The organism is Streptomyces sp. NPDC029152 (assembly GCF_055564355.1).
The window spans coordinates 513,102-539,184 of record NZ_JBVHWR010000001.1; the positions used below are offsets into that span (position 1 = coordinate 513,102).

At 70.0% G+C, this 26,083-nt stretch carries 19 protein-coding genes; 15 read left to right on the forward strand and 4 right to left on the reverse strand.

Annotated features, from left to right (window positions below):
- The first annotated feature begins 55 nt into the window (after window positions 1–55).
- From ACZ4V6_RS02210 to ACZ4V6_RS02245, 8 genes are all read left to right on the forward strand, one after another.
- Entirely contained in the window at window positions 56–787 is a 732-nt protein-coding gene (locus ACZ4V6_RS02210) for a hypothetical protein (protein ID WP_467821844.1), read from the forward strand.
- 93 nt (window positions 788–880) lie between these two features.
- Entirely contained in the window at window positions 881–1,726 is an 846-nt protein-coding gene (locus ACZ4V6_RS02215; protein ID WP_467821845.1) for a DegV family protein, read from the forward strand.
- A 130-nt stretch (window positions 1,727–1,856) separates the two neighbouring features.
- Window positions 1,857–2,939 carry a ComEA family DNA-binding protein gene (locus ACZ4V6_RS02220; RefSeq protein WP_467821846.1) on the forward strand — a complete coding sequence of 361 codons (1,083 nt, stop codon included), beginning with the start codon at window positions 1,857–1,859 and terminating at the stop codon, window positions 2,937–2,939.
- Window positions 2,936–5,566 carry a ComEC/Rec2 family competence protein gene (locus ACZ4V6_RS02225; protein ID WP_467821847.1) on the forward strand — a complete coding sequence of 877 codons (2,631 nt, stop codon included), beginning with the start codon at window positions 2,936–2,938 and terminating at the stop codon, window positions 5,564–5,566. Before ACZ4V6_RS02220 ends, ACZ4V6_RS02225 begins: the two co-directional genes overlap by 4 nt.
- Window positions 5,567–5,570: 4 nt before the next feature.
- Window positions 5,571–6,398 (forward strand): arylamine N-acetyltransferase family protein, encoded by an 828-nt coding sequence (locus ACZ4V6_RS02230; protein ID WP_467821848.1) that lies wholly within the window; start codon window positions 5,571–5,573, stop codon window positions 6,396–6,398.
- A 73-nt stretch (window positions 6,399–6,471) separates the two neighbouring features.
- Window positions 6,472–6,717: a hypothetical protein gene (locus tag ACZ4V6_RS02235; protein WP_467821849.1), complete on the forward strand. Its 246-nt coding sequence runs from the start codon at window positions 6,472–6,474 to the stop codon at window positions 6,715–6,717.
- Between the two features lie 79 nt (window positions 6,718–6,796).
- Window positions 6,797–7,786 carry a DNA polymerase III subunit delta gene (gene holA / locus ACZ4V6_RS02240; protein ID WP_467821850.1) on the forward strand — a complete coding sequence of 330 codons (990 nt, stop codon included), beginning with the start codon at window positions 6,797–6,799 and terminating at the stop codon, window positions 7,784–7,786.
- 104 nt (window positions 7,787–7,890) lie between these two features.
- The gene (locus tag ACZ4V6_RS02245) at window positions 7,891–8,286 is read left to right on the forward strand and encodes a nuclear transport factor 2 family protein (RefSeq protein ID WP_467821851.1); all 396 of its coding nucleotides are present in this window, start codon (window positions 7,891–7,893) and stop codon (window positions 8,284–8,286) included.
- A gap of 181 nt (window positions 8,287–8,467) precedes the next feature.
- Here the strand turns inward: ACZ4V6_RS02245 and rpsT are convergent, their stop codons facing one another.
- A complete protein-coding gene (gene rpsT / locus ACZ4V6_RS02250) occupies window positions 8,468–8,734 on the reverse strand; it encodes a 30S ribosomal protein S20 (protein WP_077798817.1) in 267 nt (88 codons plus the stop codon).
- Window positions 8,735–8,985: 251 nt separating this feature from the next.
- Between rpsT and lepA the strand changes: the two genes are divergently transcribed.
- The 6 genes from lepA (at window position 8,986) to ACZ4V6_RS02280 (ending at window position 21,658) form a co-directional block, all read left to right on the forward strand.
- Window positions 8,986–10,854 carry a translation elongation factor 4 gene (gene lepA / locus ACZ4V6_RS02255; RefSeq protein WP_467821852.1) on the forward strand — a complete coding sequence of 623 codons (1,869 nt, stop codon included), beginning with the start codon at window positions 8,986–8,988 and terminating at the stop codon, window positions 10,852–10,854.
- A 283-nt stretch (window positions 10,855–11,137) separates the two neighbouring features.
- Window positions 11,138–13,015: an AMP-dependent synthetase/ligase gene (locus tag ACZ4V6_RS02260; RefSeq protein WP_467821853.1), complete on the forward strand. Its 1,878-nt coding sequence runs from the start codon at window positions 11,138–11,140 to the stop codon at window positions 13,013–13,015.
- 315 nt (window positions 13,016–13,330) lie between these two features.
- Entirely contained in the window at window positions 13,331–17,011 is a 3,681-nt protein-coding gene (locus tag ACZ4V6_RS02265) for a type I restriction endonuclease subunit R (protein WP_467821854.1), read from the forward strand.
- A gap of 197 nt (window positions 17,012–17,208) precedes the next feature.
- Window positions 17,209–18,462: a restriction endonuclease subunit S domain-containing protein gene (locus ACZ4V6_RS02270; protein ID WP_467821855.1), complete on the forward strand. Its 1,254-nt coding sequence runs from the start codon at window positions 17,209–17,211 to the stop codon at window positions 18,460–18,462.
- Complete coding sequence (locus ACZ4V6_RS02275) at window positions 18,459–20,075, forward strand: class I SAM-dependent DNA methyltransferase (RefSeq protein ID WP_467821856.1); 1,617 nt, start codon at window positions 18,459–18,461, stop codon at window positions 20,073–20,075. The genes ACZ4V6_RS02270 and ACZ4V6_RS02275 overlap by 4 nt, the downstream gene beginning before the upstream one ends.
- Window positions 20,076–20,386: 311 nt before the next feature.
- Window positions 20,387–21,658: an HsdM family class I SAM-dependent methyltransferase gene (locus ACZ4V6_RS02280; protein WP_467821857.1), complete on the forward strand. Its 1,272-nt coding sequence runs from the start codon at window positions 20,387–20,389 to the stop codon at window positions 21,656–21,658.
- A 64-nt stretch (window positions 21,659–21,722) separates the two neighbouring features.
- Here the strand turns inward: ACZ4V6_RS02280 and ACZ4V6_RS02285 are convergent, their stop codons facing one another.
- Both ACZ4V6_RS02285 and ACZ4V6_RS02290 read right to left on the reverse strand, forming a co-directional pair.
- Complete coding sequence (locus tag ACZ4V6_RS02285; protein WP_402080546.1) at window positions 21,723–21,917, reverse strand: DUF397 domain-containing protein; 195 nt, start codon at window positions 21,915–21,917, stop codon at window positions 21,723–21,725.
- The gene (locus tag ACZ4V6_RS02290) at window positions 21,907–22,791 is read right to left on the reverse strand and encodes a helix-turn-helix domain-containing protein (protein WP_467821858.1); all 885 of its coding nucleotides are present in this window, start codon (window positions 22,789–22,791) and stop codon (window positions 21,907–21,909) included. The genes ACZ4V6_RS02285 and ACZ4V6_RS02290 overlap by 11 nt, the downstream gene beginning before the upstream one ends.
- A gap of 139 nt (window positions 22,792–22,930) precedes the next feature.
- Here ACZ4V6_RS02290 and ACZ4V6_RS02295 point away from each other — a divergent pair, with 139 nt between their 5' ends.
- Window positions 22,931–23,416, forward strand: coding sequence for an ATP-binding protein (locus ACZ4V6_RS02295; protein ID WP_467821859.1), 486 nt, complete (start codon window positions 22,931–22,933; stop codon window positions 23,414–23,416).
- 44 nt (window positions 23,417–23,460) lie between these two features.
- Here the strand turns inward: ACZ4V6_RS02295 and ACZ4V6_RS02300 are convergent, their stop codons facing one another.
- Complete coding sequence (locus ACZ4V6_RS02300) at window positions 23,461–25,635, reverse strand: AIPR family protein (protein ID WP_467821860.1); 2,175 nt, start codon at window positions 25,633–25,635, stop codon at window positions 23,461–23,463.
- Window positions 25,636–26,083 lie beyond the last annotated feature (448 nt).

Sequence of the window (26,083 nt, forward strand, 5' to 3'; positions counted from 1 at the left end):
GGAGAGCGCCGCGGCCTGCCCGGTGGGCGGGCCGGACGGTCCGAGGAGGAGCTTCGTGGAAGCAGTGATCACAGTCTTCGCCCTGCTCTTCCTGCTCGCCGTCGTGCTGGGCGTCTACGCCACCGTGAAGGCGGTCGGCGCCGCCAAGCGCAGCGTGGACCGCGGCATCACCCAGGCCCGCCGCACGGTCGAGGACCACACACTGCGGGCCAAGTCCCTCGTCCAGACCGGCCCGGCGGCGGAGCTCGCCCAGCTGCGGCTCACGCTGCGCACCTCGATGCGGACCACACAGGACGCGCTGCACGCGGGCGCGGCCGAGGACGAGTCCCTCAAGGAGTCCCTCGTCCTCTTCGAGCGGCTCAGTGCGCACGGCTTCGAACTCGACGGTGAGCTCAGGCGGCTGGAGGCCGAGCCGGACCGTGCCATGCTCGCCGAGCGCCTGCCCGCGCTGCGCGAGCGCACCGAACGCATCACCCGGTCGGCGGACTCCCTGCGCTGGGCGGCCCGTGACCGCGCCCACCGCTTCGCGGACGACGACCTGGACTCGCTCAGCGCCCAGATCGACGTCGAGGCCGGTGCCCTGCGGCACTGGACGGAGACCGAGCCCGCCGCGCCGCGGTCCTGGCCCGAGGCCCCGGCCGCCGACGACCCGGCCGTCCGGCGGGACCGGCCCGAGCCGCCGCGGCAGGACGAGGACCGGGAGCCGGCGCGGCCCGCCATCACCCCGCCCGGACCGCGGCCCGTGCACCCCTGGCAGAAGCGGGCCCGCCCGGAGAACACGGCCTGACCGGGGGCCCTCGCCCGCCCGATGGCGCCCGGTGTCGCCCGGTCGTCGGGGCCGGTCTGCCGTACGGGCACTACGCCAGGTAACCTCCAGCTCATGTCCCGCCATGTCGCGATCGTCACGGATTCAACGGCCTACCTCCCGGCCCGGACGATGGAGCGGCACGGCATCACCGCGGTGCCCCTGACGGTGGTCCTGGGCGACCGGGCCCTGGAGGAGGGCACCGAGATCTCGACCCGCTCGCTGGCCCAGGCCCTGCAGAAGCGACGCCCGGTCACCACCTCGCGCCCCAGCCCCGGACTCTTCGCCGAGACCTACCGGAAGATCGCCGAGTCGGGCGCCGACGGCATCGTCTCGCTCCACCTGTCCGCCGAGCTGTCGGGCACCTACGACGCCGCGGTCGTCGCCGCGCGCGAGGCGCCGGTCCCCGTGCGGGTCGTGGACACCGGGATGATCGCGATGGCCCTCGGGTTCTGCGCGCTCTCCGCGGCCGAGGCGGCGGAGACGGGCGGCACGGTCGACGAAGCGGTCACGGCGGCGGAGAAACGGGCCGCGGAGACGTCCGCCTACTTCTACGTCGACACCCTCGACTATCTGCGCCGCGGCGGCCGGATCGGGGCGGCGCAGGCGCTGTTCGGTTCCGCGCTCGCGGTGAAGCCGCTGCTCCAGCTGGGCGGCGGCCGGATCGAACCGCTGGAGAAGGTGCGCACGGCGTCGAGGGCGATCGCCCGCCTGGAGGAGATCGTCGCCGACCGCGCGGGCAGTGCTCCGGTCGACATCGCCGTCCACCACCTCGCCGCCCCCGACCGGGCGTCGGCCCTGGCGGACCGCCTGCGGGAGAGGGTGCCGGGACTGGCCGACCTGCACGTGAGCGAGGTCGGCGCGGTGATCGGGGCGCACACGGGGCCCGGGTTGCTGGGGGTCGTGGTCTCGCCGCGGTAGGCGGTGGGGGACGGCTCGCCGCTGCCCTCCGTCACCCGTGGGGGTGGGGGAGATGTCCACAACCCGGTGACGGTCCACGGAAACCGACCATGATCGTCGCGGGTCGGCCGAGGTGTCCGATCCTCGGCGCATGGCTCTTCGATCACGTCCCCGCACAGCAGCCGCGAGCAGCGGACCGGGCCGTGGGCCGGCGTCCGACGGCCGCACCCGTGCCTCCCGGCACCGCCCGGGTCCTCGCGGCCGAGCACGGCACCGCCACGCGCCGGAGGAGGAGCTCCGCCGACGGGCGGAGGCGCTCTTCGCCGAGCGTGCCGAACGCGCCGAGCACGCCGAACGCGCCGAGGAGCGGCGGGAATCGGGGACGGGGCCGCCAGGTGGGGTCGCGCCCGCCGACGCCGTCGGCGGGCCCCTCGCGGCCTTCCCGCCGGCAGGGCGCGGTGATCGCGCCGGCCCCGGCGGTCCTGGTTCCGTCGCGTCCGTCGCGCCGACGTGGCGGGAGCGGGTGGGGCCCGCGCTGCGGGAGCGGATGCCCGTGTGGCTGCAGAACCGGTGCGGGATGGAGCCGCGGAGCGTGACCGCGCTCGCGGTGCTGCTCGTCGTCGCCGCGGTCTTCGCCGCGCAGCACTTCTGGACCGGCCGCACCGAGACGGTGGCGGCACCCGAGGTGGTGCGGGAAGCGACCGCCGACGGCACGCGGGGCGCCGCGGCGGCCGGCGGGGCCACGGCCACCGGCGCGCCCCGGTCCACGGCGACGGCTCCGGCCGGTGCCGAGATCGTCGTGGACGTCGGTGGAAAGGTCCGCGAGCCCGGGATCCACCGCCTGCCGGCCGGTTCACGGGTCGAGGACGCCCTGCGAGCGGCCGGGGGAGTGCGACCCGGTACGAAGACCGACGGACTGAACCGGGCCCGCTTCCTCGTGGACGGCGAACAGGTGATCGTCGGCGTGCCCGTGCCTCCCGGCGCGGGGACCGGCCCGGGCGGTACGGCCCCGGGCGGCCCGGCCGGCGCGGTGACGGGGGCGGCCCCGGTCTCCCTCAGCACGGCGACCGCGGAGCAGCTCGAGACGCTGCCGGGCGTCGGCCCCGTGCTGGCCCGGCACATCGTCGACTACCGCACGCAGCACGGCGGTTTCCGGTCGGTGGACGAGCTGCGCGAGGTCAACGGCATCGGCGAGCGCCGCTTCGCCGATCTGCGCGATCTCGTCCGGCCATGAGCGCGCCCACGAGCACGGGGGCGGGCGCCGGGCCCCGTGCGGCCGTGCACGCCGAGTCCGGGCACCGGCTCGGTGCCGCCCGCCCCCGGCAGGAGGGCCCCACGGACCTGCGGCTCGTGCCGCCCGCGGTGGCCGCCTGGGCGACGGCGGCACTGGTGCTGGACGCGGCACCGGAGTGGTCCCTCGGCGTGGTGCTCGGCTGCGTGGCGACGGCCGGCGTCCTGCTGCTGGTGACACGGTGGCGGGCCACTCGCGGGTGGGCGCCCGTGTCGGTCGCCGCCGTGCTGCTGTGCGTGGCCGCGTCCGCCACCTCGGCGGCGCTGCACGGAGCGGACCTGCGCCGCGGCCCCGTGCCCGCGCTGGCCCGGCAGTACGCCACCGTGACCGCCGAGGTGGAGGTCACCGCCGACCCCCGGCTCACCCGGCCCCGCGTCCGCGGGGACCGCGCGGTGCCGCCGACCGTGGTGATCGAGGGGGAGGTGCGCCGGATCGAGGAGGCGAGCGGGAAGACCGTGGTGACCCGGACGCCGGTGCTGGTGCTCGTCGACACCGGCACCGACGACGGCACCGGCACCGACGCCGGCTCCGGGGCGGCGGCCGGCCGGGTGCCTCCTTCCCCCGCCGCCGCCGAGCCCTGGCTCGCCCTGCTGCCGACCACGCGGCTGCGCGCCGTCGCGCGGACGGCGCCTGCGAGGACGAGCGGGGACCGGGTCGCCGCCGTCCTGCGGGTGAGGGGCCGACAGGCACCGGACGTGGTGTCCGGGCCGTCCGGGCCGCAGCGGCTGGCCGGGCGGCTGCGCGCCGGACTGCGGGAGGCCACCGACGGGCTGTCGGGGGACGCGCGGGCGCTGCTGCCGGGCCTGGTCGTCGGGGACACCTCCCGGATCACCCCGGACCTGGACGAGGCGTTCAAGGAGACCGACCTCGCGCACACGCTGGCGGTGTCCGGCGCCAACTTCACCATCGTGCTCGCCCTGCTGCTCGGGCCGCCGGGTCTGGCCCAGCACAGCGAGCGCCGGGGGCTGGCGCCCCGCCTCGGCATCTCCCTGCGCGCGACCGCGCTGCTCGGCGGGGCGCTCGCGCTCGGCTTCGTCGTCGTGTGCCGGCCCGACCCGAGCGTGCTGCGGGCCGCCGCCTGCGGCAGCGTCGCCCTGCTCGCCCTCGCCACGGGACGCCGCCGGTCCCTGCTCCCGGCGCTGGCGACGGCCGTACTGCTGCTGGTGCTGTACGACCCGTGGCTGGCCCGCAGTTACGGCTTCCTGCTCTCCGTGCTGGCCACCGGCGCCCTGCTCACGCTCGCGCCGCGGTGGAGCACGGCGCTGCGCCGTCGCCGGGTCCCTCCCCGGCTCGCCGAGGCGCTGGCCGCCGCCGGGGCCGCGCAGGCCCTGTGCGCACCGGTGGTCGCCGTGCTGTCGGCGCGGGTGAGCCTGGTGGCGGTGCCGTGCAACCTGCTCGTGGAGTTCGCGGTGGCGCCGGCCACGGTACTGGGCTTCGCGGCCCTGGCGACGGCGCCGTTGGCGATGCCGGTGGCCGAGGCGTCGGCCTGGTGCGCGGGGTGGCCGGCCGGGTGGATCGCGGGGATCGCCCGCACCGGGGCCGCGCTGCCCGGCGCGGGAGTGGACTGGCCGGGCGGCTGGACGGGGGCCGCGCTGCTCGCCCTCGCCACGGCGGGCGTGCTGCTCGTCGGCCGGCGGCTGCTGGGACACCCCTGGTGGTGCGGTGTCTGCGCACTGCTGCTGGTGCTGGCGGTGGTGCGGCCGGGGCCGCTGCCACGGGTGATCACGGGGTGGCCGCCCCCGGGCTGGCGGATGGCGATGTGCGACGTGGGGCAGGGGGACGCCCTGGTGCTCGCGGCCGGCCCGGGCGCGGGCGTGGTCGTGGACGCCGGTCCCGATCCGGCGCTCGTCGACCGCTGTCTGCGCTCGCTCGGCGTCACCAGGGTGCCGCTCGTCGTCCTCACGCACTTCCACGCCGACCACGTCGCGGGACTGCCCGGGGTGCTGCGGGGACGCCCGGTGGGCGCGATCGAGACGACCGGGCTCGAGGAACCGGCGGACCAGGCCGAGTCCGTCCGCCGGCAGGCGGCGGCACGGCGGATCCCCGTGCGGCACGCCGCCGCCGGGGAACAGCGGCGGACCGGCCCGCTGTCCTGGGAGGTGGTGTGGCCGCCGCCCCCACCGCCCCCACCGCCGACGCCCGCGCAGGGCACCGCGCCGGGCGCGCCGACGGCCCCGGCACCGGGCCCACCGGCCGGCCCGGCAGACCCCAACGACGCCAGCGTCACCCTGCTGGTACGCACGGCCGGGATGCGCCTGCTGCTGCTCGGGGACCTCGAACCCCCGGCCCAGCAGGAGCTGGCGGGATCGCCGGCGGCCGCGGCACTGGAAGGGGTCGACGTGCTCAAGGTGGCCCACCACGGCTCCGCCCACCAGGACCCCGGTCTGCTGCGCCGGGCGGCGCCGCGCCTGGCGCTGATCAGCTGCGGCGCGGACAACTCGTACGGGCACCCGGCGCCCGCCACGGTCGCGGCACTGCGGGCCGGGGGCGCGATGGTCCTGCGCACGGACCGGGACGGGGCGCTGGCGGTCACCGGCACGGGTGCCGCGCTGCGGGTGGCGGGAGACTGAGGGCATGGAGAAGTCAGACATCGACGCCTACCTCAGCCGACTGGGAGCCGAGCGTCCGGCGGCGCCCACCGCCGACGCCCTCCACGACCTGCACCTGCGCCACCTGCGGACAGTGCCGTTCGAGAACCTGTCGGTCCACCTGGGCGAGGAGATCGAACTGGGGCAGCAGCGGCTGCTGGACAAGGTCGTGGGCGCCCGGCGCGGCGGGTTCTGCTACGAACTCAACGGTCTCTTCGCCGCGTTGCTCGGCGCGCTCGGGTACGAGGTCACGCTGCTCGCGGCGCGGGTGTACGGGGAAGGAGGCGTGCTCGGCATCCCCTACGACCACCTGACGCTGCTCGTGCGGACGGCGGACGGGGGCGACCGGCTGGCGGACGTCGGTTTCGGGGCGCACAGCCACGGACCGCTGGAGTTCGGGGAGCGGGGCGAACAGAAGGACCCCGGGGGGACGTTCCGGATCGCCGAGGCGGACCCGGACGCGGCCGGGGCGGGCGGCGGGCACGACGCGGCCGGTCCGGGAGACCTGGACGTCCTGTGCGACGGCAGGCCCGTGTACCGGGTGGAGCTGCGCCCCAAGGTGCTCGACGACTTCGTGACCGGCGCGTGGTGGCACAGCACCTCGCCCCGGTCGCACTTCCTGCGGTCGCCGGTGTGCTCACGGCTCACGGAGGACGGCGGGCGGATCACGCTCAGCGGGCGCAGGCTCACGACCACGGCCGCCGACGGGCGACGGGAGACGAGCGAACTGGCGACGGACGGGGAGGTGCTGGCGGCGTACCGGGACCTCTTCGGCGTCCGCCTCGACCGGATACCGGCTCTGCCCGGCCGGTGAGGCACCCGCCCCGGGACGGAGGGCGGAGCCCCTGCCGGGCTCCGCTCGCCGGACGTGTCCGACAATGGGGCGCGTGAGTGACGTGAGACATGTCCTGGTGCTGCCCGACCGCGACGCCGCGGAAGAGGTGGCCCAGGAACTCGGGGAACGCTTCGGGCTCGCCGAGGAGCCGCAGCTCGTCCGGGACGCCCTGGCGGGCGAGGACGACGCCGAGGACGCCCAGTGGCTCGTCCTCCTGCGGGACGAGGAGGAACGGCTGGACCCCGGCGCGCTCGACGAGTTCGTGCGCGAGTGGGACGGCTGGCGCGAGGAGCCGTGAGCCGTGGCCCGTGGTCCGCCGTCCGGGCCGTGGGACACCGTGGGGACCGTTGTCAGCGGTGCGTGCGATGCTTGTCACGATGGCCAGGAAGACTGCGAACGACGACCCCCTCGCCCCGGTGACCCTCGCCGTGGGCCAGGAGGACCTCCTGCTCGACCGTGCCGTGCAGCAGGTGGTGGCCGCCGCGAAGGCCGCCGACGCCGACACGGACGTACGCGACCTGACCCCCGACCAGTTGCAGCCCGGCACGCTCGCCGAGCTCACCAGTCCCTCGCTCTTCGCCGAGCGCAAGGTCGTGGTCGTCCGCAACGCGCAGGACCTGTCGGCCGACACGGTCAAGGACGTCAAGGCGTACCTCGGCGCACCCGCCGAGGAGATCACCCTCGTCCTGCTGCACGCGGGCGGTGCCAAGGGCAAGGGCCTGCTGGACGCCGCGCGCAAGGCGGGGGCGCGCGAGGTGGCGTGCGCCAAGATGACGAAGCCCGCGGACCGGCTGGCCTTCGTGCGGGCCGAGTTCCGCACCGCCGGGCGGTCGGCCACCCCCGAGGCGTGCCAGGCGCTGGTCGACGCGATCGGCAGCGACCTGCGGGAGCTGGCCTCGGCGGTGTCCCAGCTGACGGCCGACATCGAGGGCACGATCGACGAGGCCGTCGTCGGGCGGTACTACACCGGGCGGGCCGAGGCCTCCAGCTTCACGGTCGCCGACCGGGCGGTCGAGGGGCGGGCGGCGGAGGCACTGGAGGCGCTGCGCTGGTCGCTGGCGACCGGCGTGGCCCCGGTGCTGATCACCAGCGCGCTCGCCCAGGGCGTGCGGGCCATCGGCAAGCTGTCGTCCGCGCGCGGCGGACGCCCCGCCGACCTCGCCCGCGAGCTCGGGATGCCGCCGTGGAAGATCGACCGCGTCCGGCAGCAGATGCGCGGCTGGACGCCGGACGGCGTGTCCGCGGCCCTGCGCGCGGTGGCCGAGGCGGACGCCGGGGTCAAGGGCGGCAGCGACGACCCGGAGTACGCGCTGGAGAAGGCCGTGGTGACCATCGCGCGGGCGGCGCGTTCACGGGGACGGGCGTAGTCCCGGACGCGCGGCGGCTGATCGAGTCGCCCCCACGATCTTCGAAGAGGAGAATCGGCTGTGTCAGCCGTAGGCCGCCCAGGTACGGAGAGGTGGCGAGCGCGATGGCTGAACACCCGAACGCACAGCTGGTCCGCAAGGGCTACGAAGCCTTCGTCCGAGGGGACATGGAGACCCTGCGCACGATGATGGCGGCGGATGCCACACATCATGTGCCGGGGACCGGCGTGCTGGCCGGCGACTTCAAGGGCCAGGACGAGATCCTCGACATGTACCGGCGCCTCGGTGAGGAGACCGACGGGACGTTCACGGTCGAGCTGCGGCAGGTCCTGGTCGACGGCCGGGGGCACGCCGTGACCCTGCACCACCTCACGGCCGACCGGCAGGGCAAGCACCTGGACGAGGACGGGGGCATCGTCTTCCGGATCGTCGGCGACAAGATGACGGACCTGGACGAATGCATCGCGGACATCGACGCGATGAACGACTTCTGGTCCTAGACGACACCGAAGGCCCCGGTGCCCGTCCTGGGGAGGACGGGCACCGGGGCCTTCGGATCACGCTCGGGGACCCATGCCCGCGTGGCGAACGCAGGCCGCGCATGGGTCCGGGGTGCCGGTCGGGAGCGGATGAGAGAGGGCCCGCCCTGGGTCCTTCCGGCGATCAGACCAGATGAGAGGTTCAGCCCTTGAGGGCGCCGACCTTCTGCGCCAGCGCCGACTTCTTGTTGGCGGCCTGGTTCTTGTGGATGACGCCCTTGGAGACGGCCTTGTCGAGCTGACGCGCGGCGACGCGCTGGTACTCGGCGGCCTTCTCGACGTCGCCCGCGGCAGCGGCCTCACGAGCCTTGCGGATCGCGGTCTTCAGAGAGGACTTGACGGCCTTGTTGCGCAGCCGGGCCTTCTCGTTGGTCTTGTTCCGCTTGATCTGGGACTTGATGTTCGCCACGAATGAGCCTTTGCAGGTTCAGGCACGGGGCCGCACGGGTCCCGGGCCGGTGATTTCTTGAGGAGTGCCTCGCGCTGAGAGGGCATGAGACACAGCCCCCCACACTACCAGCGGCCGGATGACTGGCCCAAACCCGCCCTCAACCCCTCCCAAACCCCTCCATGGTCCCCGCCCGTGGGACCATGGAGGCTACGTGACGATCCGACCCGAGACCGCAGACACTGCGGACGCCTCAAGAATCAGGACCCTGCGTGCCCGCGACCCCTAGCCATGTGCCCGAGCCGAGCCGTACCGACCCGGCGCTGATCCGCAATTTCTGCATCATCGCGCACATCGACCACGGCAAGTCCACGCTCGCCGACCGGATGCTCCAGCTGACCGGTGTGGTCGAGCAGCGGCAGATGCGCGCCCAGTACCTCGACCGCATGGACATCGAGCGCGAGCGCGGCATCACGATCAAGTCCCAGGCGGTGCGGTTGCCGTGGGCCCCGACCCACGACAAGAGCGACACGCACATCCTCAACATGATCGACACCCCCGGGCACGTCGACTTCACCTACGAGGTCTCGCGGTCGCTCGCCGCGTGCGAGGGCACGATCCTCCTCGTCGACGCCGCCCAGGGCATCGAGGCCCAGACCCTCGCCAACCTCTACCTGGCGATGGAGAACGACCTCACGATCATCCCCGTGCTGAACAAGATCGACCTGCCGGCCGCGCAGCCCGAGAAGTTCGCCGAGGAGCTCGCCAACCTGGTCGGCTGCGAGCCCGACGACGTGCTGAAGGTCTCCGCCAAGACCGGGCTCGGCGTCGAGGCGCTGCTGGACAAGGTCGTCGCCGAGATCCCCGCCCCGGTCGGCGTCAAGGACGCCCCCGCGCGCGCCATGATCTTCGACTCGGTCTACGACTCCTACCGCGGTGTCGTGACGTACGTCCGTGTCATCGACGGCCAGCTCAACAAGCGCGAGCGCATCAAGATGATGTCGACCGGCGCCACGCACGAGCTGCTGGAGATCGGCACCAACTCGCCGGAGATGCTGCCCGCCGACGGCCTCGGCGTCGGCGAGGTGGGCTACCTGATCACCGGTGTGAAGGACGTGCGCCAGTCCAAGGTCGGCGACACCGTCACCAGCCAGCAGAAGGGGGCCACGGAGGCGCTCGGCGGGTACAAGGACCCCAAGCCGATGGTCTTCTCCGGGCTGTACCCGCTGGACGGATCGGACTACCCGGAGCTGCGCGAGGCACTCGACAAGCTCCAGCTCAACGACGCCGCCCTCGTCTACGAGCCGGAGACCTCCGCCGCCCTCGGCTTCGGCTTCCGCGTCGGCTTCCTGGGCCTGCTGCACCTCGACGTGATCCGCGAACGCCTGGAGCGCGAGTTCGGGCTCGACCTCATCGCCACCGCGCCGAACGTGGTCTACCGGGTGGTCATGGAGGACGGCACCGAGCACACCGTCACCAACCCGAGCGAGTTCCCCGAGGGCAAGATCAACGAGGTGTACGAGCCGGTCGTGCGCGCCACGATCCTCGCGCCGACCGAGTTCATCGGCTCGATCATGGAGCTGTGCCAGACCCGGCGCGGCACCCTGCTCGGCATGGACTACCTCTCCGAGGACCGGGTCGAGATCCGCTACACCCTCCCGCTCGCGGAGATCGTCTTCGACTTCTTCGACCAGCTGAAGTCCAAGACCCGCGGCTACGCCTCCCTCGACTACGAGCCCACCGGCGAGCAGACCTCCAGCCTCGTCAAGGTCGACATCCTGCTGCACGGCGACAAGGTCGACGCCTTCTCGGCGATCACGCACCGGGACCAGGCGTACGCGTACGGCGTGCGGCTCGTCGCCAAGCTCAAGGAGCTCATCCCGCGGCAGGCCTTCGAGGTTCCGGTCCAGGCCGCCATCGGCTCCCGGGTGATCGCCCGCGAGACCATCCGCGCCATCCGCAAGGACGTCCTCGCCAAGTGCTACGGCGGTGACATCTCCCGCAAGCGGAAGCTGCTGGAGAAGCAGAAGGAGGGCAAGAAGCGGATGAAGATGGTGGGTTCCGTGGAGGTTCCGCAGGAGGCCTTCATCGCCGTCCTCTCCAGCGACGACAGCGCGGGATCGGGCAAGGCCAAGAAGTAACCGCGGCCTTCCGCACTCCCCGGGCGAAACGGACGCGAAGGGGCCCGCCGCACGAGAGCGCGGCGGGCCCCTTCGCACGTCACGGGCGGGCCGTGGTGCGAAGTGGCAGGGCGCGGAGTCTTACGCGCGGGCCGGTCGCCCTTTACCCTGATGCCTGCCCCATAGTTACTCGTGAGTTAAACAACGGCCGGGAACGGTCGCGAGAGCAGCAGCCCGAACAACGCCCGAGAGTGAAACCAGCCGCACCTGAGCCAGCCGCACCGTCGCGGGCCCGGAGGATGTCGTGAGCGACACACAGACACTGATCGAGAACCGTCCGCCCTCCGTGGCGGGACTCTTCCTGGAGCGGGTGGCGGCCACGCCGGACGCCGAGGCGTACCGCTACCCGGTGCCACCGGCCTCCGGCGAGGGACCGGACGACTGGAAGTCGCTCACCTGGGCCCAGGCCGCCGAGCGGGTCCACGCGATCGCGGCCGGACTGATCGAGCTCGGCGTGGAGCCCGAGCAGCGCGTGGCGCTGGCCTCCTCCACACGGCTGGAGTGGATCCTCGCCGACCTCGGCATCATGTGCGCCGGCGCCGCGACGACCACGGTCTACCCGCAGACCAACGCGGAGGAGTCGGCGTACATCCTGTCCGACTCCGAGAGCCGGGTGCTGATCGCGGAGGACGCCGCCCAGCTGGCCAAGGCCAAGGAGAGGCGGGCGGAGCTGCCCGACCTCACCCACGTGGTCGTGATCGACGCGGCCGGCGCGGACACCGCCGAGGACTGGGTCCTCACCCTCGACGAGCTGGAGCGCCGGGGCGCGGCCCGCCTGGAGAAGGACCCGCAGCTCATCAAGGAGCGGGTCGGCGCGCTCACCAAGGACCAGCTCGCCACCCTCATCTACACCTCCGGCACCACCGGCCGCCCCAAGGGCGTCCGCCTGCCGCACGACAACTGGTCGTACATGGCGAAGGCGATCGCCGCGACCGGCCTGGTCACCCAGGACGACGTGCAGTACCTGTGGCTGCCGCTCGCGCACGTCTTCGGCAAGGTGCTCACCTCCGGCCAGATCGAGGCCGGTCACGTCACCGCCGTCGACGGCCGCGTCGACAGGATCATCGAGAACCTGCCGGTCGTCCGGCCGACCTACATGGCGGCCGTCCCGCGCATCTTCGAGAAGGTCTACAACGGCGTCGCCGCCAAGGCCCGCGCGGGCGGCGGGGCCAAGTACAAGATCTTCCAGTGGGCCGCCGACGTCGCCCGCGAGTACGCCCGGGTCACCCAGGACAACTTCAAGCGCACCGGCACCGCGAGCGCCCCCGCCGGTCTGCGCACCAGGCACGCCGTCGCCGACAAGCTCGTCTACGCCAAGATCCGCGAGGCCTTCGGCGGCCGGCTGCGGGCCTGCATCTCCGGCTCGGCCGCCCTCGCGCCCGAGATCGGCTACTTCTTCGCCGGCGCCGGCATCCACATCCTGGAGGGCTACGGCCTCACCGAGTCCTCCGCGGCCTCCTTCGTGAACCCCGGCGAGGCCTACCGCACCGGCACGGTCGGCAAGCCGCTGCCCGGCACCGAGGTGCGCATCGCCGACGACGGCGAGATCCTGCTGCGCGGCCCCGGCATCATGGAGGGCTACCACAAGCTGCCCGAGAAGACCGCCGAGGTCCTGGAGTCCGACGGCTGGTTCCACACCGGCGACATCGGCGAGCTCTCGCCCGACGGCTACCTGCGCATCACCGACCGCAAGAAGGACCTCATCAAGACCTCGGGCGGCAAGTACATCGCCCCCGCCGAGGTCGAGGGACAGTTCAAGGCGGTGTGCCCGTACGTCTCCAACATCCTGGTCCACGGCGCCGACCGGAACTTCTGCACCGCCCTCATCGCCCTCGACGAGGCCGCGATCACGGAGTGGGCGAAGGAGAACGGCCTGGAGGGCAAGCCGTACGCGGACATCGTCGCGGCACCGGCGACGGTCGAGATGGTCGACGGCTACGTCAAGCGGCTCAACGAGGGCCTCCAGCGCTGGCAGACCATCAAGAAGTTCCGCCTGCTGCCCCGCGACCTCGACGTGGAGCACGGCGAGATCACCCCGAGCCTGAAGCTGAAGCGACCGGTGGTGGAGCGCGAGTACAAGCACCTGATCGAGGAGATGTACGAGGGCTCGCGCGAGGCGTGACCACCACAATGTGACGAGCGAGCGGGGCGGATTCCCGGACCTGGTCGGTCTGGGACTCCGCCCCGATGCCGTGCTCCTGTCTGCCTCATGCTGGATGGACAGCAGGAGCCGACGGCAGGGCATCGGCTCAAACCGACGACCGCTCAACCACGTGTGCCGTCGGCGCTGTCGATGCATGGGACGAGAGAGGCGCCCGCGATGAAAGTCATGGCCGACAGTGCTGCCAGCCGCTAGGCTCAATGATCCTCAGGACACCCGATCAGCCAGAAACGGCCTCGGTGTACACGGTTACGGCAGAGAGAGCGTACTCACCCGATGAGCGCAGATGGCGCGGCGCGCACGCCGGATCCCGAGCTTGCCGAACTCGCCCGGACTTCACGCAACTTCGGCTTTCTGTACGACCACCTGCCGCTGCTCGTCGCCTACGGCACCGCAGCCGAGGCCCATGTCTTCACCGACCCCAACACCTCGCTCATCAAGTCCCGCCAGTTCGGCGAGGCACTCGCCTCCGACCTCGTCCTGCGGGGCCGTGTCCAGTACTCCGGCAGCAAGCAGGCCGAGCGCCTGGAGGCCCTGGATCGTGAGGGCTATCTCCACGGCAATGTGAAGGCCGCGTTCCACGAGGTCCGTATACTCGGGAACAAGGCCAATCACGAGGGCTACGACAGTCCCGAAGACGCCTTCCGGGCGCTGCACACCTGCCACCGTCTCGGTGTCTGGTACTACCGGCTGCTCACCGCTTCCCGCGAGCAGAAGGCTTTCGTTCCCCCGGACCCGGTGCGTACTCCGGCTGCCGAGAACAAGGACCTGCGCGCTCAGGTCGAGCAGGCACGTCGCGCTCTAGAAGAAGCTCGTCTTACCTATGAGGGCAAGGCCACACAGGCGCAGGCCGAACAGGCCGCCCGTGCGGCCGCCGAACGGGAGCTGGCCGCGGCCACCGCCGAGCGCGAGGAACTGGCCCGCCAGGTCGAGGCCATGCGCGACCAGCTCGCAGCCCTCCAGCAGGCACAGTCCGACGACGACAACCGCCTGCTGCGCGCGCAGGCCACCAGTCCGGCCGCCGCCTCCGAGGCCGTGGCCGAACGCGCCCGTTTGCTGGACAACGCCGAGCAGGCCGCCCGTGAGCCCCTCACCGAGGCCCAGGTGCGTACGCGCCTGGACGAGATGCTCACCGAGGCCGGCTGGAGCGTCCAGGACGGGGGCGCCAACCTCAACCTCCACGTGCAGGGCGACCGGCGCGGCAACGGTGTGGCCGTCCGTGAGGTGACCACCGCGAAGGGCCGGGCCGACTACGCCCTGTACGTGGAGCACAAGCTCGTCGGAGTGATCGAGGCCAAGCGGGAGGGCGCCGACCTGACCGCCGCCCAGGCACAGGCCGACCGGTACGCGGACCACCCCACCGACGCACAGCAGCGCCTGATCGCCTGGCGCACACCACTGCCGTTCCGCTACGTCTCGGACGGTGGCGAGACCCGGTTCCGCAACACCCTCGACCCGGACTCGCGCACCCGGCGCATCTTCTCCTTCCACCAGCCCCGCACCCTCGCCCGGTGGATCCGTCAGGCCGAGCAGGACCCGCAGGCCCCCTCGTACCGCGCCCGGCTGCGCTACCGGATGCCCGAGCTCGACGAGCGCCCGCTCCGTCCCGCGCAGATCAAGGCGGTGCGCGGGGTCGAGGAGTCCGTCGCGCTCGGCAAGGGGCAGCAGGGCACCGGACAGTCCCGCTCCCTGGTGCAGATGGCGACTGGCGCCGGCAAGACCTACACGGCGGTCACGTTCGCGTACCGGATGCTCAAGTACGCCCAGGCCGAGCGTGTCCTGTTCCTGGTGGACCGTAACAACCTGGGCGCCCAGGCCCAGACCGAGTTCGAGAACTTCACCACCCCCGACACCAACCGCACCTTCGCCGACCTGTTCAACGTGCAGCGCCTGGGCGCGGAGGGGATGAACCCCTCCGCGAAGGTCGTCGTCTCCACGGTGCAACGCCTGTACATGGAGCTGACCGGTGCCAGCGTGCCCACGCAGACGGGCACGGACGGCGAGGAGGAGTACTCCTACGAGGTGCCGGGCGACATTGCCGTCGGCTACAACCGGAACATCCCGCCGGAGTCCTTCGACCTGATAGTCGTCGACGAGTGCCACCGTTCCATCTACGGCAAGTGGCGCTCCGTCCTGGAGTACTTCGACGCGCCGATCGTCGGTCTGACCGCGACACCCGTCGCACAGACCTTCGGTTACTTCAACGGCAACCTGGTCAGCGAGTACACCTACCAGGAGGCCGTCGCCGACGGCGTCAACGTCGACTTTCAGGTCTACGAGATCCTCACCCGGATAACGGGCGAGGGCGGAGTCATCGCCCAGGGCACCATTCCCGTCCGCGACCGGCGCACCCGCCGGCAGCGCTACGAGGACTTCGACGAGGACGTGACGTACGGCGCCAAGGAAGTGGGCGTCGGCGTCATCAGCAAGGACCAGCTGCGCACGGTGATCCGCACCTTCCGCGAGCGCCTGTTCACCGAGATCTTCCCCGAGCGCGCCAAGCGCGACAAGGAGACCGGTGAGCTGCTGTGGGACGAGATGTACGTCCCCAAGACCCTCATTTTCGCCAAGAACGACAACCACGCCGAGGAGATCGTCGAGGTCGTCCGGGACGTCTTCGGCAAGGGCGACGACTTCTGCACGAAGATCACGCACGCGGCGAGGAAGCCCGCCGAACGCCTCTCCGACTTCCGCAACCTGCCGCAGCTGCGCATCGCGGTCACCGTGGACATGATCGCGACCGGCACGGACGTCAAGCCGCTGGAGTGCCTGCTCTTCCTGCGCGACGTCAACAGCTGGGCCTACTTCGAGCAGATGAAGGGCCGGGGCGCGCGGACCCTGTCGCTGACCGAGTTCGAGCGCGTCACCCCGGGCGTCGGCCCCAAGACGCACTTCGTGATCGTCGACGCGGTGGGAGTGACCCGCAAGCCGAAGGTGGACGCGGGCCCGCTGGAGCGGCACACGGAGAAGGACCTCAACCTGGAGAAACTCCTCCGTCTGACCGCCCGAGGCGTCGCGGAGGACGAACACGTTTCCACCCTGGCCTCACGCCTCGCCAAGCTCGACCTCCAGATGACCGACGAGGAACGGGCCGAGATCGAGACCCTCAGCAAGGGCGTGCCCCTGAAGACCATCGTGCACAACATGGTCGAGGCTGTCGCAGTCGACGAGCAGGCCAGGACCCGGGAGGCCGCGGAACAACTCGGCCTCGATCCGGACGAGGCCGTCAGGTCCTTGGTCGAGCGTGCCCTGCTGCCGTTGGCGTCCAATCCCGCCCTGCGGAGCCGGTTGCTGGAGATGCGCCGCGCGAAGGACATCCTGTACGACGAAACCAGCCGCGACGCCCTCGTGTCCGCCGGCGCCGTCGCGGAGGACGAGTCGACGGCGCATGACACCGTCCGCGACTGGAAGGCGTACATAGACGAGCACCGGGACGAGATCGCGGCGCTCTCCCTGGCCTTCGCCGCAGGCTCCCAGGTGCCGCCGCGTGAGGCCCTCAGGCGGCTCAAGGACCTGGCACGTTCCGTGGCCCGCCCGCCGCGTTCCTGGACACCGGACCGGCTGTGGCGCTCCTACGAGCAGGTGGGCGAGGCAGTGGCAGCGGACCGTTCCGCCGCCCGGACGGCGGCCGACCTGCTCGCTCTGCTGCGGTACGAACTGGCGGGCGGCGCGGAGAACGGCGTCGAGCCGCCCCGCCCCCACCAGGAGGCGGTCCAGGAGCGGTACGCGGCCTGGCTGGCTCGGCAGGAGCAGGCCGGTGTGACCTTCACCAAGGCCGAGCGCTGGTGGCTGGACCACATCGCCGGTGCGACGGTCGAGCGTGTACGCTTCGACACCGCCGACCTCGACTACGCCCCGTTCACCATGCGGAACGGCACGGACGGCTTCCTCGCGGAGTTCGGTGAGATGAGGGCGGAAGAAATCCTCGACGAACTGGACAGGGAGCTGGGCGCGTGACGCTGGGGCTGGATACGGCTGTGGGGGACGGGCCCCAGGGGCCTGATGGTCCCGAGGTGCCTGCTGGGAGAGCTTCTGGGGAGCTTCCAGCGGGGTGGGTGCGGGCGACACTTGCGGAACTCGGAGTAGAAGCCCAGCCGGGGTTCGCCAGCGGCAAGCACAACCGTGATGGTGAGGGCATCGTCCACCTGCGTCCGATGAACATCACGCGCAACGGTGCCATTGACCTGTCCGATGCCCGATACGTCAACGATGATTCGGATCGACGGGTCGAGTACGGCGATGTTCTCTTCAATAATACGAACAGCCCTGCTTTGGTGGGAAAGACGGCGTGGGTTGGTTTGCTTGAACCTGCGGCGTATTCGAACCACATGACTCGCCTTAGAGGCCCCAAAGGGCTTGACGGCAAATTCCTGGCAATTCAACTTCACTGGCTTTGGGCTAGCGGGTACTTCAAGACCGTCTTGAATAATCACGTGAACCAGGCGAGTGTGGCAAGGAAGGCCTTGCTTTCCGCAGAAATTGTGGTTCCGCCTTTGCCGGAACAGCTTCGAATTGTGTCCGAGGTTGAGCAGCAGGTAGTGCGTATTGAGGCGGGGGAAAAGGCGCTCCGCGTTACGAAAAAGCGGGTTGCTGACTTGGTTCAGGCAATTCGAACTAAAGCGTTGTGGCCTGCTGACGGTGAATCGATTCCCGGCGACTGGGAATGGGGAATTGTCGACGATGTCCTAGCGGGTATCGAGGCGGGTAAATCGTTTACCTGCCTTCCTCGCCCAGCAGAAGATGATGAGTGGGGTGTCATCAAGGTCAGCGCCATGACCTGGGGGGAGTTTCGGCCGGAGGAAAACAAGGCACTCCCTCCTGGCAGGGTTGCCAATCCTGATTACGAGATCCATAGCGGCGACATTTTGGTGAGCCGGGCAAATACTGTTGGCTATGTGGGTGCGCCCGTGCTGGTCGGGCCTGCGCGCGGAAAGCTCCTCCTTAGTGATAAGAGTCTGCGTCTCATCCCGAAGTCGAACGTTGACCCGAACTGGCTCATCCATGTACTTTCTTCTCTGCCGGTAAGGGCTTACTATTCCGAATCTGCTACCGGGACAAGCGATTCGATGCGGAATATTTCGCAGAAAGTCGTCCGGAGTGCCAAAATTCCAATTCCGCGCAGCGATGCGGTCCGCAAAAAGATCGCTCAGGAAATAAACGATCGCATCGCGTTGGTTGAAGGGTTCCGAGCCCTCCTCGCGGAACACGAAGAGCGAGCCAGTAGCCTCCGCGCCTCTCTCCTCAAAGCTGCCTTCACCGGTGCCCTCGTCCCCCAGGACTCCGCCGATGAGCCGGCATCGGCACTGCTCGACCGGATCCGTGCCGAGAAGAAAGCCAAGGCACCCCGTAAGCGCGCCGCCCGCAAGCCCCGCTCCACTCCGCCCGGTCAGGAAGAACTGCCCTCATGAGCACCATCCCCGCCCCAGTGAACAGTGCCACCGCTCGCCGGTCCGCCGGAGAGACGACCTCGACGCTCGTCAACCGTCTCTGGTCGTACTGCGAGCTGCTGCGCCACTCCGGGGTCTCCACCCTCGACTACGTCGAGCAGCTGACCTACCTCCTCTTCCTGAAGATGGCGGACGAGCGCGCCAGCCGCCCCGCGAGATTCCGTAAGAACGAGCCGGAGGAACCGCTCGTCCCCGTAGGACTGGACTGGCCCAGCCTCACCAGCCGGTCGTCCGAGGACCTCCTGGAGCACTACGAGCGCATCCTGCGGGAGCTGGGCCGCAAGGGCGGCACCATGCTCGGCGAGGTCTTCACCAAGGCGCAGAACAAGATCCACGAGCCCGCCGTTCTGGACCGGCTCGTCAAGGACCTGATCGACCCCTACACCTGGACCCGCGAGAACCAGGACCTCAAGGGCGACGCCTACGAAGGCCTGCTCCAGCGTGGTGCCGAGGACCGCAAGACCGGCGCGGGCCAGTACTTCACCCCCCGGCCCCTCATCGACGCCATGGTCGACTGTGTGCAGCCCAAACCCGGTGAATCGATCACCGACCCCGCCTGCGGCACCGGCGGCTTCCTCATCGCCGCGCACGCTCACATCGTCGAGCGCTACGAGGACCAGGTCTACGGCGACCAGGCCCGCAAGCTCCAGACGGGAGCCATCACCGGATACGAGCTGGTGCGGGAGACGGCCCGGCTCGCGCTGATGAACATGCTCCTGCACGGCATCGGTACCTCTGACGGCCGTCCCCTGATCACGGTCCAGGACTCCCTGGCGAAGTCGCCGCACAAGTTCTACGACATCGTGCTCGCCAATCCGCCCTTCGGCGTGGGTTCCGTCACCGGTGAGGCGTACAGCGCCCGCAAGGACTTCTGGACCCAGACCACCAACAAGCAGCTCAACTTCGTCCAGCACATCTACACCCTGCTGAAGACCAACGGCCGGGCCGCGCTCGTCCTGCCCGACAACGTCCTGTTCGAAGGCGGGGCCGGCGCGGAGATCCGCCGCCGCCTGCTGGACCTCACCAACGTCCACACGCTGCTTCGGCTGCCCACCGGCATCTTCTACGCCAACGGGGTCAAGGCGAACGTCCTGTTCTTCGACAAGGTCCCGCCCCGACCCGGTGGCAAGCCCGCCACCAAGCAGCTGTGGGTCTACGACTTCCGCACCGACCAGCGCTTCACCCTCAAGCAGCGTGCCCTGCGCCGCGAGCACCTGGACGACTTCGTCGCCGCCTTCCACTCCGGGGGAACGGACTACTCGGCCCGAAAGCCCAGTGAGCGCTTCCAGCCGTATGAGTACGATGAGCTGATCGCACGCGACAAGGTCAACCTCGACCTGACGGTGCTTCAGTCCGCCTCCGCCTCCTCCGCCCCGCTCGCGCCCCCGGACGTGATCGCTCAGGAGATCGTGGACGAACTGGAAAGCGCGTTGGCCGAGTTCACCGCCGTTGCCCAGGCCCTGAAAAAGGCCGTCGGCACGACTGCCGGCGCCGAAGCGGATCCGGCCTCGGGTGACCGTGCGAGCAGCACTACCACCACTGGCACCACCGAAGAGACAGACCAGGAGCGGTAGCCCGGCGCTCAGTCCTTTGGCCGCCCGGCCCAGAGGGCCCGTCGGTGGCCGCTCCGGGAACTGACACAGGGACTGGGTGAAGCATGGTCTACGGATTCGGCCGAGGCGACGGCGCGGCGGGGGCGGGCAGTCCACCGGAGAGGTCCTGGACGGGCGAGGAGATCGCCGCACGGCTCTGGAGGTTCTACAACGAGAAGACCAGTACCCGTGCCATCACGCGACTCCAGTTCGTTGAGCACGTCGGTTATCTCCTCTTCCTCAAGCTGGACCACGAGCGCTCCCAGCGCCCCGGTCGGTTCGCCCGGAAGCCGGTGGCACCGGAGGGAACCTGGCCGAAGCTGACCGACCTCAGCGGTGACGCCCTGCACAGCAGGCTCGCCGAGCTCATGCGGGAGCTCGGCGACCAGGCCCCCACCCGATCCGACCGGCAGATCGCCGGCATGGTCTTCCGCGATGCCCAGCCCTGGGACCTCGACCGCATGGCCGAGCTTGCCAAGCTGATCACCGAGCAGATCGATTCCCATCAGTGGCGCCTCATACCCCAGGACGAACTGGGACGCGCCTTCTCGATCATGTTGCGTGACTGCCGTGAGGACATCGACCGGAAGATCGAAACGGGTCAGACCTTGACGCCGTTCCCCGTCCTGAGCGCTGTCGTCAAGGTGCTCGACGTGCGGTCCGACGACATTGTCATCGACCCGGCGTGCGGCACTGGTTCGACGCTCATCGCGGCCTACCAGGCGATGCAGTCCACGGACCCGGCCGCCATCGCGGGGGCCGATCTGGACGCCCAGATGTGCCGACTCGCCACCATGAACATCCTGTTCAACACGGGCCGGCCGTTCTCCGATCCCGCTCCGGTGAAGCTCGCGGACACCCTCACGCGCAAGGTCCCGGTCGTGCGGGCGGATCCCGGAGTTCTTCCCACCGTGGCCATCTGCAACCCGCCCTTCAGGAGCGACGGTGTGGTGCCCAACGCCACCATGCGGGACGACTTCCTGGCCTATGGCGACTTCCCCACCAACTTCCTGCAGCACCTGATGGTCACCTTGAAGCCGGGTGCCAGGGCGGCTGTGTTCGTGCCCGATGGGGTTCTCTCCGGCCGGGGCGCTGCGGCTACTGTACGGCGGGCGTTGCTGAAGAACTGCGATGTGCACACACTTCTGCGCCTTCCCACGGGGATGTTCCACCGCAAGGGCGTGAAGTCGAACATCCTCTTCTTCACGAAGGCCACCCCCAAGCCGAACGGTCAGCCCGTCACCCGGAACCTGTGGGTCTACGACGCCCGGACGGGCAACCACCGTACGGACACCGGAAACCCTGTCACCGAGGAGGACTTCGACGACTTCGTCAACGCGTGCCTGGCAGGTGGAGACATCTCTGAGCGCACCGAGTCGGACCGCTTCCGCTGCTACCCGGTGGGCGACCTGCTGGACCATCCGACTGTGACCTTTAACCTCAATGCCAACCTTGCAGCAGAGGCGGAGGACCTCGGCTCCCCGAAGGAGATCGCCTTCGAGATCGCGGACCTGCTCGACACCGCGGCCAAGCACTTCCGGGAGGTCGCGGCGGCTCTGCCGTAGGTCTGTCCGGAGGGGGAGGCGCTGTCGGCAGCGCCTCCCCAAGCCATGGGGTCGAGCAGTCGGCTCAGCGCGCCGCCGCGTAGTCCACGAACGCCGCCCAGCGGGCCGCGTTCACGGAGAGATGCGGCCGGTGCACGTCCTTGGAGTCGCGGATATAGACACTTCCCGAGGTGGCGGCCACTTCCACGCACTCGCCTCCCTCATTGCCGCTGTAGCTGCTCTTGCGCCAGACGAGCTGTTGGGAGCTCTCAGCACTCATCTTCCGTCTGCATCCTCTCGATCAAGGCCAGAGACTCTCGCGGGGTGAGTGCCTGGGCCCTGATGCTGCCGTAGCGTGCGGCCAGGATACGGACCTCGTCCATGTCTGTGACCAGGCGTGCGACGGCCTGCACTTCCGTATACCCCACCTGAGGCTTCCCTTTCGGGGTCAGCAAGGTGAACGGACCGCCCATACCAGCGTGCTCGGTCCGGTCCGTGGGCATCACCTGCAACTCGACTGTGCGGAGCCGCCCGAGTTCGAGCAGTCGGTTCAACTGCTCCTTGTGGACCTCGCGCCCTCCGATCGGCCGACGAAGCACTACTTCCTCGATCACCGCGGTCACCATGGGAGGGGGCCACTGGGTCAGGATCTCCTGGCGGCCCATCCTGGAGGCCACGCGTTGTTCAACGGTTTCTTCGTCGAGCAAGGGCTTCCGCATCTCGTACAGTGCACGGGTTCGTCGCTCGGTCTGGAACAACCCGGGAATGTCGTGGTTGTTGTAGAAGTTGACCTCGACCGCCTCCGCCTCCAGCCGCGCGTAGTCCCGGAACCACGCCGGGTGCCGGACCCGTGCGCGGGTCTTCGCGCGGGCCACGTCCTCCTTCGTCGCCTTCAGCAGCCCTCCGGCACCGAGCAGGTCGTCCGCCGCGTCGAGGAACTCCGGCTGGGGTGTCCTGCGGCCCCGCTCCAGGGAGGAGATGAGGTCCTCGCCGTACCCGAGCCGGTCACCCAGCTCCTTCTGGGTCAGGCCGGCCCGCTCCCGGAGCAGCTTGACCTGCCTCCCCATAGCCCGGCTCAGGTCGAGGAGGCCGTCCGTGTCCTCCGGGGGTTCGTGGCGGTCTCCGGCGCCGCTCTGACGGGGCTCCGATGTCATCACTCATCCCCCAACCCGCCTGGCCACCGGCCGGTTACTCCCGTCAGCACGGACACGCAACCGTCAACGGCGGTACAGGCGTGTGCCGTACCGATGGTTCCTCTGGTCAGCGTACGACCGCCCGGACACGCTCGGTCACGTGAAGTACGAAATCCGTGATCAGTCCCGTGTGGCCCGCTGCGTCACCTCTCCCGCGCCCTTCAGTCAACGGTTCAGCTCGACGCGGCGTGGGGCGCGCCTCGCGCGCCTGCTCGCGACCCAGCAGTTGGCGGACTGGGGGTGGGCCAGGGACGGTGAGCATCTGGAGGCCGCCGAGCTGGTGGTGGGCGAACTCGCCGCGAACGCGGTCACGCATGGGCGTGTGCCCGGTCGGGACTTCCTGCTCACGATGACCCTCACCCCGCTCTCGGAAGGCTGCTCCGGCACCCTCCGGATCGAGGTCGCGGACTGCCGGGGAGAGCGGCTGCCCGCCCCGGCGGAGGAACCCTGCCCGAACGGCGAACATGGACGAGGGCTGCTTCTCGTGAGCGCGCTCGCTTTCCGGTGGGGTGTCACACCCCGGTTTCCCTCGGGCAAGACCGTGTGGGCCGAGTTGCAAGGCCCGCAGGGAACAGGCGACGCGTGAGCGTCACCGCCTCCGGCCCGGTCCGTGTGCCTCGGCCCGAACGCCTACGACAGGTGGTCGTCCTCCTCCGGCTCCTCCCCGGCCGCGATCCGCTGCCAGAGCCGCTCGGCGATCTCCACCAGCGTTCCTTCTCCCGGCACCCGCCACTGCTTGGGTCCCTGGACCGCGCTCCACTGTTCCTTCCAGTCCGCCTCGTTCCACATCTGGGAGACCAGCCCGGTCGGCGAGTAACGCCGGCCGTCGGCCTCCCAGAGGAGTGGGGTCTTGCGGTCGTTCACCCAGCTGGCGCGACGACGCCGGGGATCGGCGTTAAGCCAGGCCCCGATGGCGAGTTCCTCCGCAGCGCTGGGGGCGTACTCCAGACGCGTACCCTCCTCGATCGCGTCATGGTCTACCAGCAGGCGTACGGTCTGAGGCCTGCGCTGCCGTGTCTGCCCAGCAATCTTCATGAGTGCGGACAGATTCATGGGAGAGTCCGGCCCGGCACCGCGTTCGAGCGTGCCGAGTACCGCCGATACCAGGCGTGCGCAGCGTTCCTCGTTCGCGAACGTACTGGTGACGAAGCTCTTCGGGGTGAAGAGGGCGTCGACCAGGCTGATGAGAGCCGCCAGCACCTGGCTTACCTGGCCCGGAATATCCGAGAGTGCGCCCTCCCAGTCTCCCTCGGGCTCTTCGAACCGGTCCCGCCCAATGCGCTGGAAGACCAGGTGGGCGGCGAGAAGAGACCCACTGTCCGCGATGGCGGCCGGCCGGCCGGTGAGCTTCGCCCGGGTCTTCGTCAGCTCGTCACGTACCAGACGCAACACCTGGACAGCGCGCCAGATTTGTTGAGCGCTCGGCTGTTGCCCGAAGAGACGGGTGTAGGCCCCGTTGGGGCCTTCGCTCCATAGGGCGTTGGTCGAACCCTTGACCCGGACGGCGAGCGAAGAGTCCCGGTGCATGCAGGCCAGGGCGGTGGCCGCCTCGGTGACCGAGCAGCCCGACTCGGGCGCGGGATCCAGCTCGCCCCTCCGGAAGACGTATTCCTTGTCGAGGGAGATGCGGAAGTCCTTCTGGATCTCGCCTTGAACGGGGTCGATGGCGATGAAGTCCCGGCGCTCCATGTGGTTCTGCGTATTGGTGGCCTTGGTGATGGAACGACCGAAGCCCTCCGGCGTCCCCTCCAGGGAGATGACGCGCACCATCACGCAGGCCTCCGCGACGGCGTCCGCATTCTTCTCGTACGCTCGGAACGCGGAGGTGACGGTCTGGGCGCCGTTGACGACGCTGGCGTTGGTCAGGGTGAGGATGGTCGGCTGGCCCACCGCTCGCTTGAAGGGGTACTCCTGCATGATGCCGTCGCACTGGACTGTGATGCCGTTGTGACGGTAGAGGAAGCCCTCAGGGTCCTCCAGCATCGAGTCGACCATGGTCTGGTTGACTCCGGTCAGTCCGAGCGAACGGCGGACGTTGCGGTCGTAGAGACGCTCGCCGTGCCCTTCATTCTCACCCTTGCCGCCGTACCAGCGAGCCAGCTGATCGGCGCTGACCTCGCCGATCACGGCTTTGAACGGGGTTTCGCGGGTGTACCACTCCCGGTTCATGGTCGCCTTGAGCGTAATCGGCTGGGGCTCGTGGTCCTCCCGGATGGCCCGGTGGAAGTCGGCCTGGTGCACCACTCGGTACTCGACGGTCCGTCCGAGGCCGCCAAACTCCCGGGCTGCCTCGTCCAGGATGTCGCGGGTCTCCTGGGAGAGACGCCCATCGCCCATCAGGGCGATGACCAAGTTGACCTTGCAGGTGGGAAGCTGAAGAACGCCGTGGACGCGGTCGGAGAGGAGTTGCAGTCGCTCGTTGAAGTGATCAAGGTCGCGGTTGTCGAGCTTCTTGAGCCCGTGGACCAACTTGAGGGCAGCCTCGGTGTCGAAGCCGGCCGTTCCCTTGTCCTTCCACTTGGCCTGGATCAGATAGATCTCCGAACCCGAAGCCGAGAACGCTACGCAGTCGATGCCGAAGTCGTCGCGACCGTCGATGACCCCGGCGGCCGCCTCGTCCGAGGTGCAGTCCGTGAGGATCCGGGCCGCCTTCGCCGAGACGGCCCGCGACAGCAGAGCCGTCTCACGCTCCTTGGGGTCCTTCTTCACGAAGTCGTCCATGGAGATGATCTCCCCGAACTCCTTCAGCAGCGCCTTCCGGATGTGCTGAACCTCTAGCGGCATGCTCTGCCCGCCCTGCGCCATGCGCCCTCCACTATCGAGGCCTCGATCAACCTTCCACTCTAACCACGTCGCGAGGGCTACTTCAGGCCAAGTGGCCGAGTTTTAGCTTGTGTTCATGTCAGCTTGGCGAGTCGAGCAGCCAGCGCATGGCCCGGCAGTCGTCACCAGTGACGAAGAGAATCTCAGCAGGCTCAGCGTAGGTGCACCGAGCGAGGCTTCACCGAGTGGAGGCGAAGGGCCGTAATGCGGTTTGAGGGCTTCAAGCCGAATGAAAACCGGTTCATGGAGGTGGGAAGGGGCCTCGGATGCCGGCCGGGGGAGTGAGGGCGGAGGGTTTAGCCGGTGGTCATGCGACTGGTCACTCGTTCGGGTGAGTCTGGTGGGACTCGAAGGGGGATGCGAAGCGCGCCGCTAAGTTGGCGGCATGAAGACACCGGTGAAACCCGGAGGAACCGGGTGCGCCCCGAAT

What these genes read in the sequence shown, in the direction of transcription:
- ACZ4V6_RS02215 (WP_467821845.1), top strand. Translation starts at nt 881, where the DNA reads ATGTCCCGCCATGTCGCGATCGTCACGGATTCAACGGCCTACCTCCCG.
- ACZ4V6_RS02220 (WP_467821846.1), top strand. Translation starts at nt 1,857, where the DNA reads ATGGCTCTTCGATCACGTCCCCGCACAGCAGCCGCGAGCAGCGGACCG.
- ACZ4V6_RS02225 (WP_467821847.1), top strand. Translation starts at nt 2,936, where the DNA reads ATGAGCGCGCCCACGAGCACGGGGGCGGGCGCCGGGCCCCGTGCGGCC.
- ACZ4V6_RS02230 (WP_467821848.1), top strand. Translation starts at nt 5,571, where the DNA reads ATGGAGAAGTCAGACATCGACGCCTACCTCAGCCGACTGGGAGCCGAG.
- holA (WP_467821850.1), top strand. Translation starts at nt 6,797, where the DNA reads ATGGCCAGGAAGACTGCGAACGACGACCCCCTCGCCCCGGTGACCCTC.
- ACZ4V6_RS02245 (WP_467821851.1), top strand. Translation starts at nt 7,891, where the DNA reads ATGGCTGAACACCCGAACGCACAGCTGGTCCGCAAGGGCTACGAAGCC.
- ACZ4V6_RS02265 (WP_467821854.1), top strand. Translation starts at nt 13,331, where the DNA reads ATGAGCGCAGATGGCGCGGCGCGCACGCCGGATCCCGAGCTTGCCGAA.
- ACZ4V6_RS02270 (WP_467821855.1), top strand. Translation starts at nt 17,209, where the DNA reads ATGAACATCACGCGCAACGGTGCCATTGACCTGTCCGATGCCCGATAC.
- ACZ4V6_RS02275 (WP_467821856.1), top strand. Translation starts at nt 18,459, where the DNA reads ATGAGCACCATCCCCGCCCCAGTGAACAGTGCCACCGCTCGCCGGTCC.
- ACZ4V6_RS02285 (WP_402080546.1), bottom strand. Translation starts at nt 21,917, where the DNA reads ATGAGTGCTGAGAGCTCCCAACAGCTCGTCTGGCGCAAGAGCAGCTAC.
- ACZ4V6_RS02290 (WP_467821858.1), bottom strand. Translation starts at nt 22,791, where the DNA reads ATGACATCGGAGCCCCGTCAGAGCGGCGCCGGAGACCGCCACGAACCC.
- ACZ4V6_RS02300 (WP_467821860.1), bottom strand. Translation starts at nt 25,635, where the DNA reads ATGGCGCAGGGCGGGCAGAGCATGCCGCTAGAGGTTCAGCACATCCGG.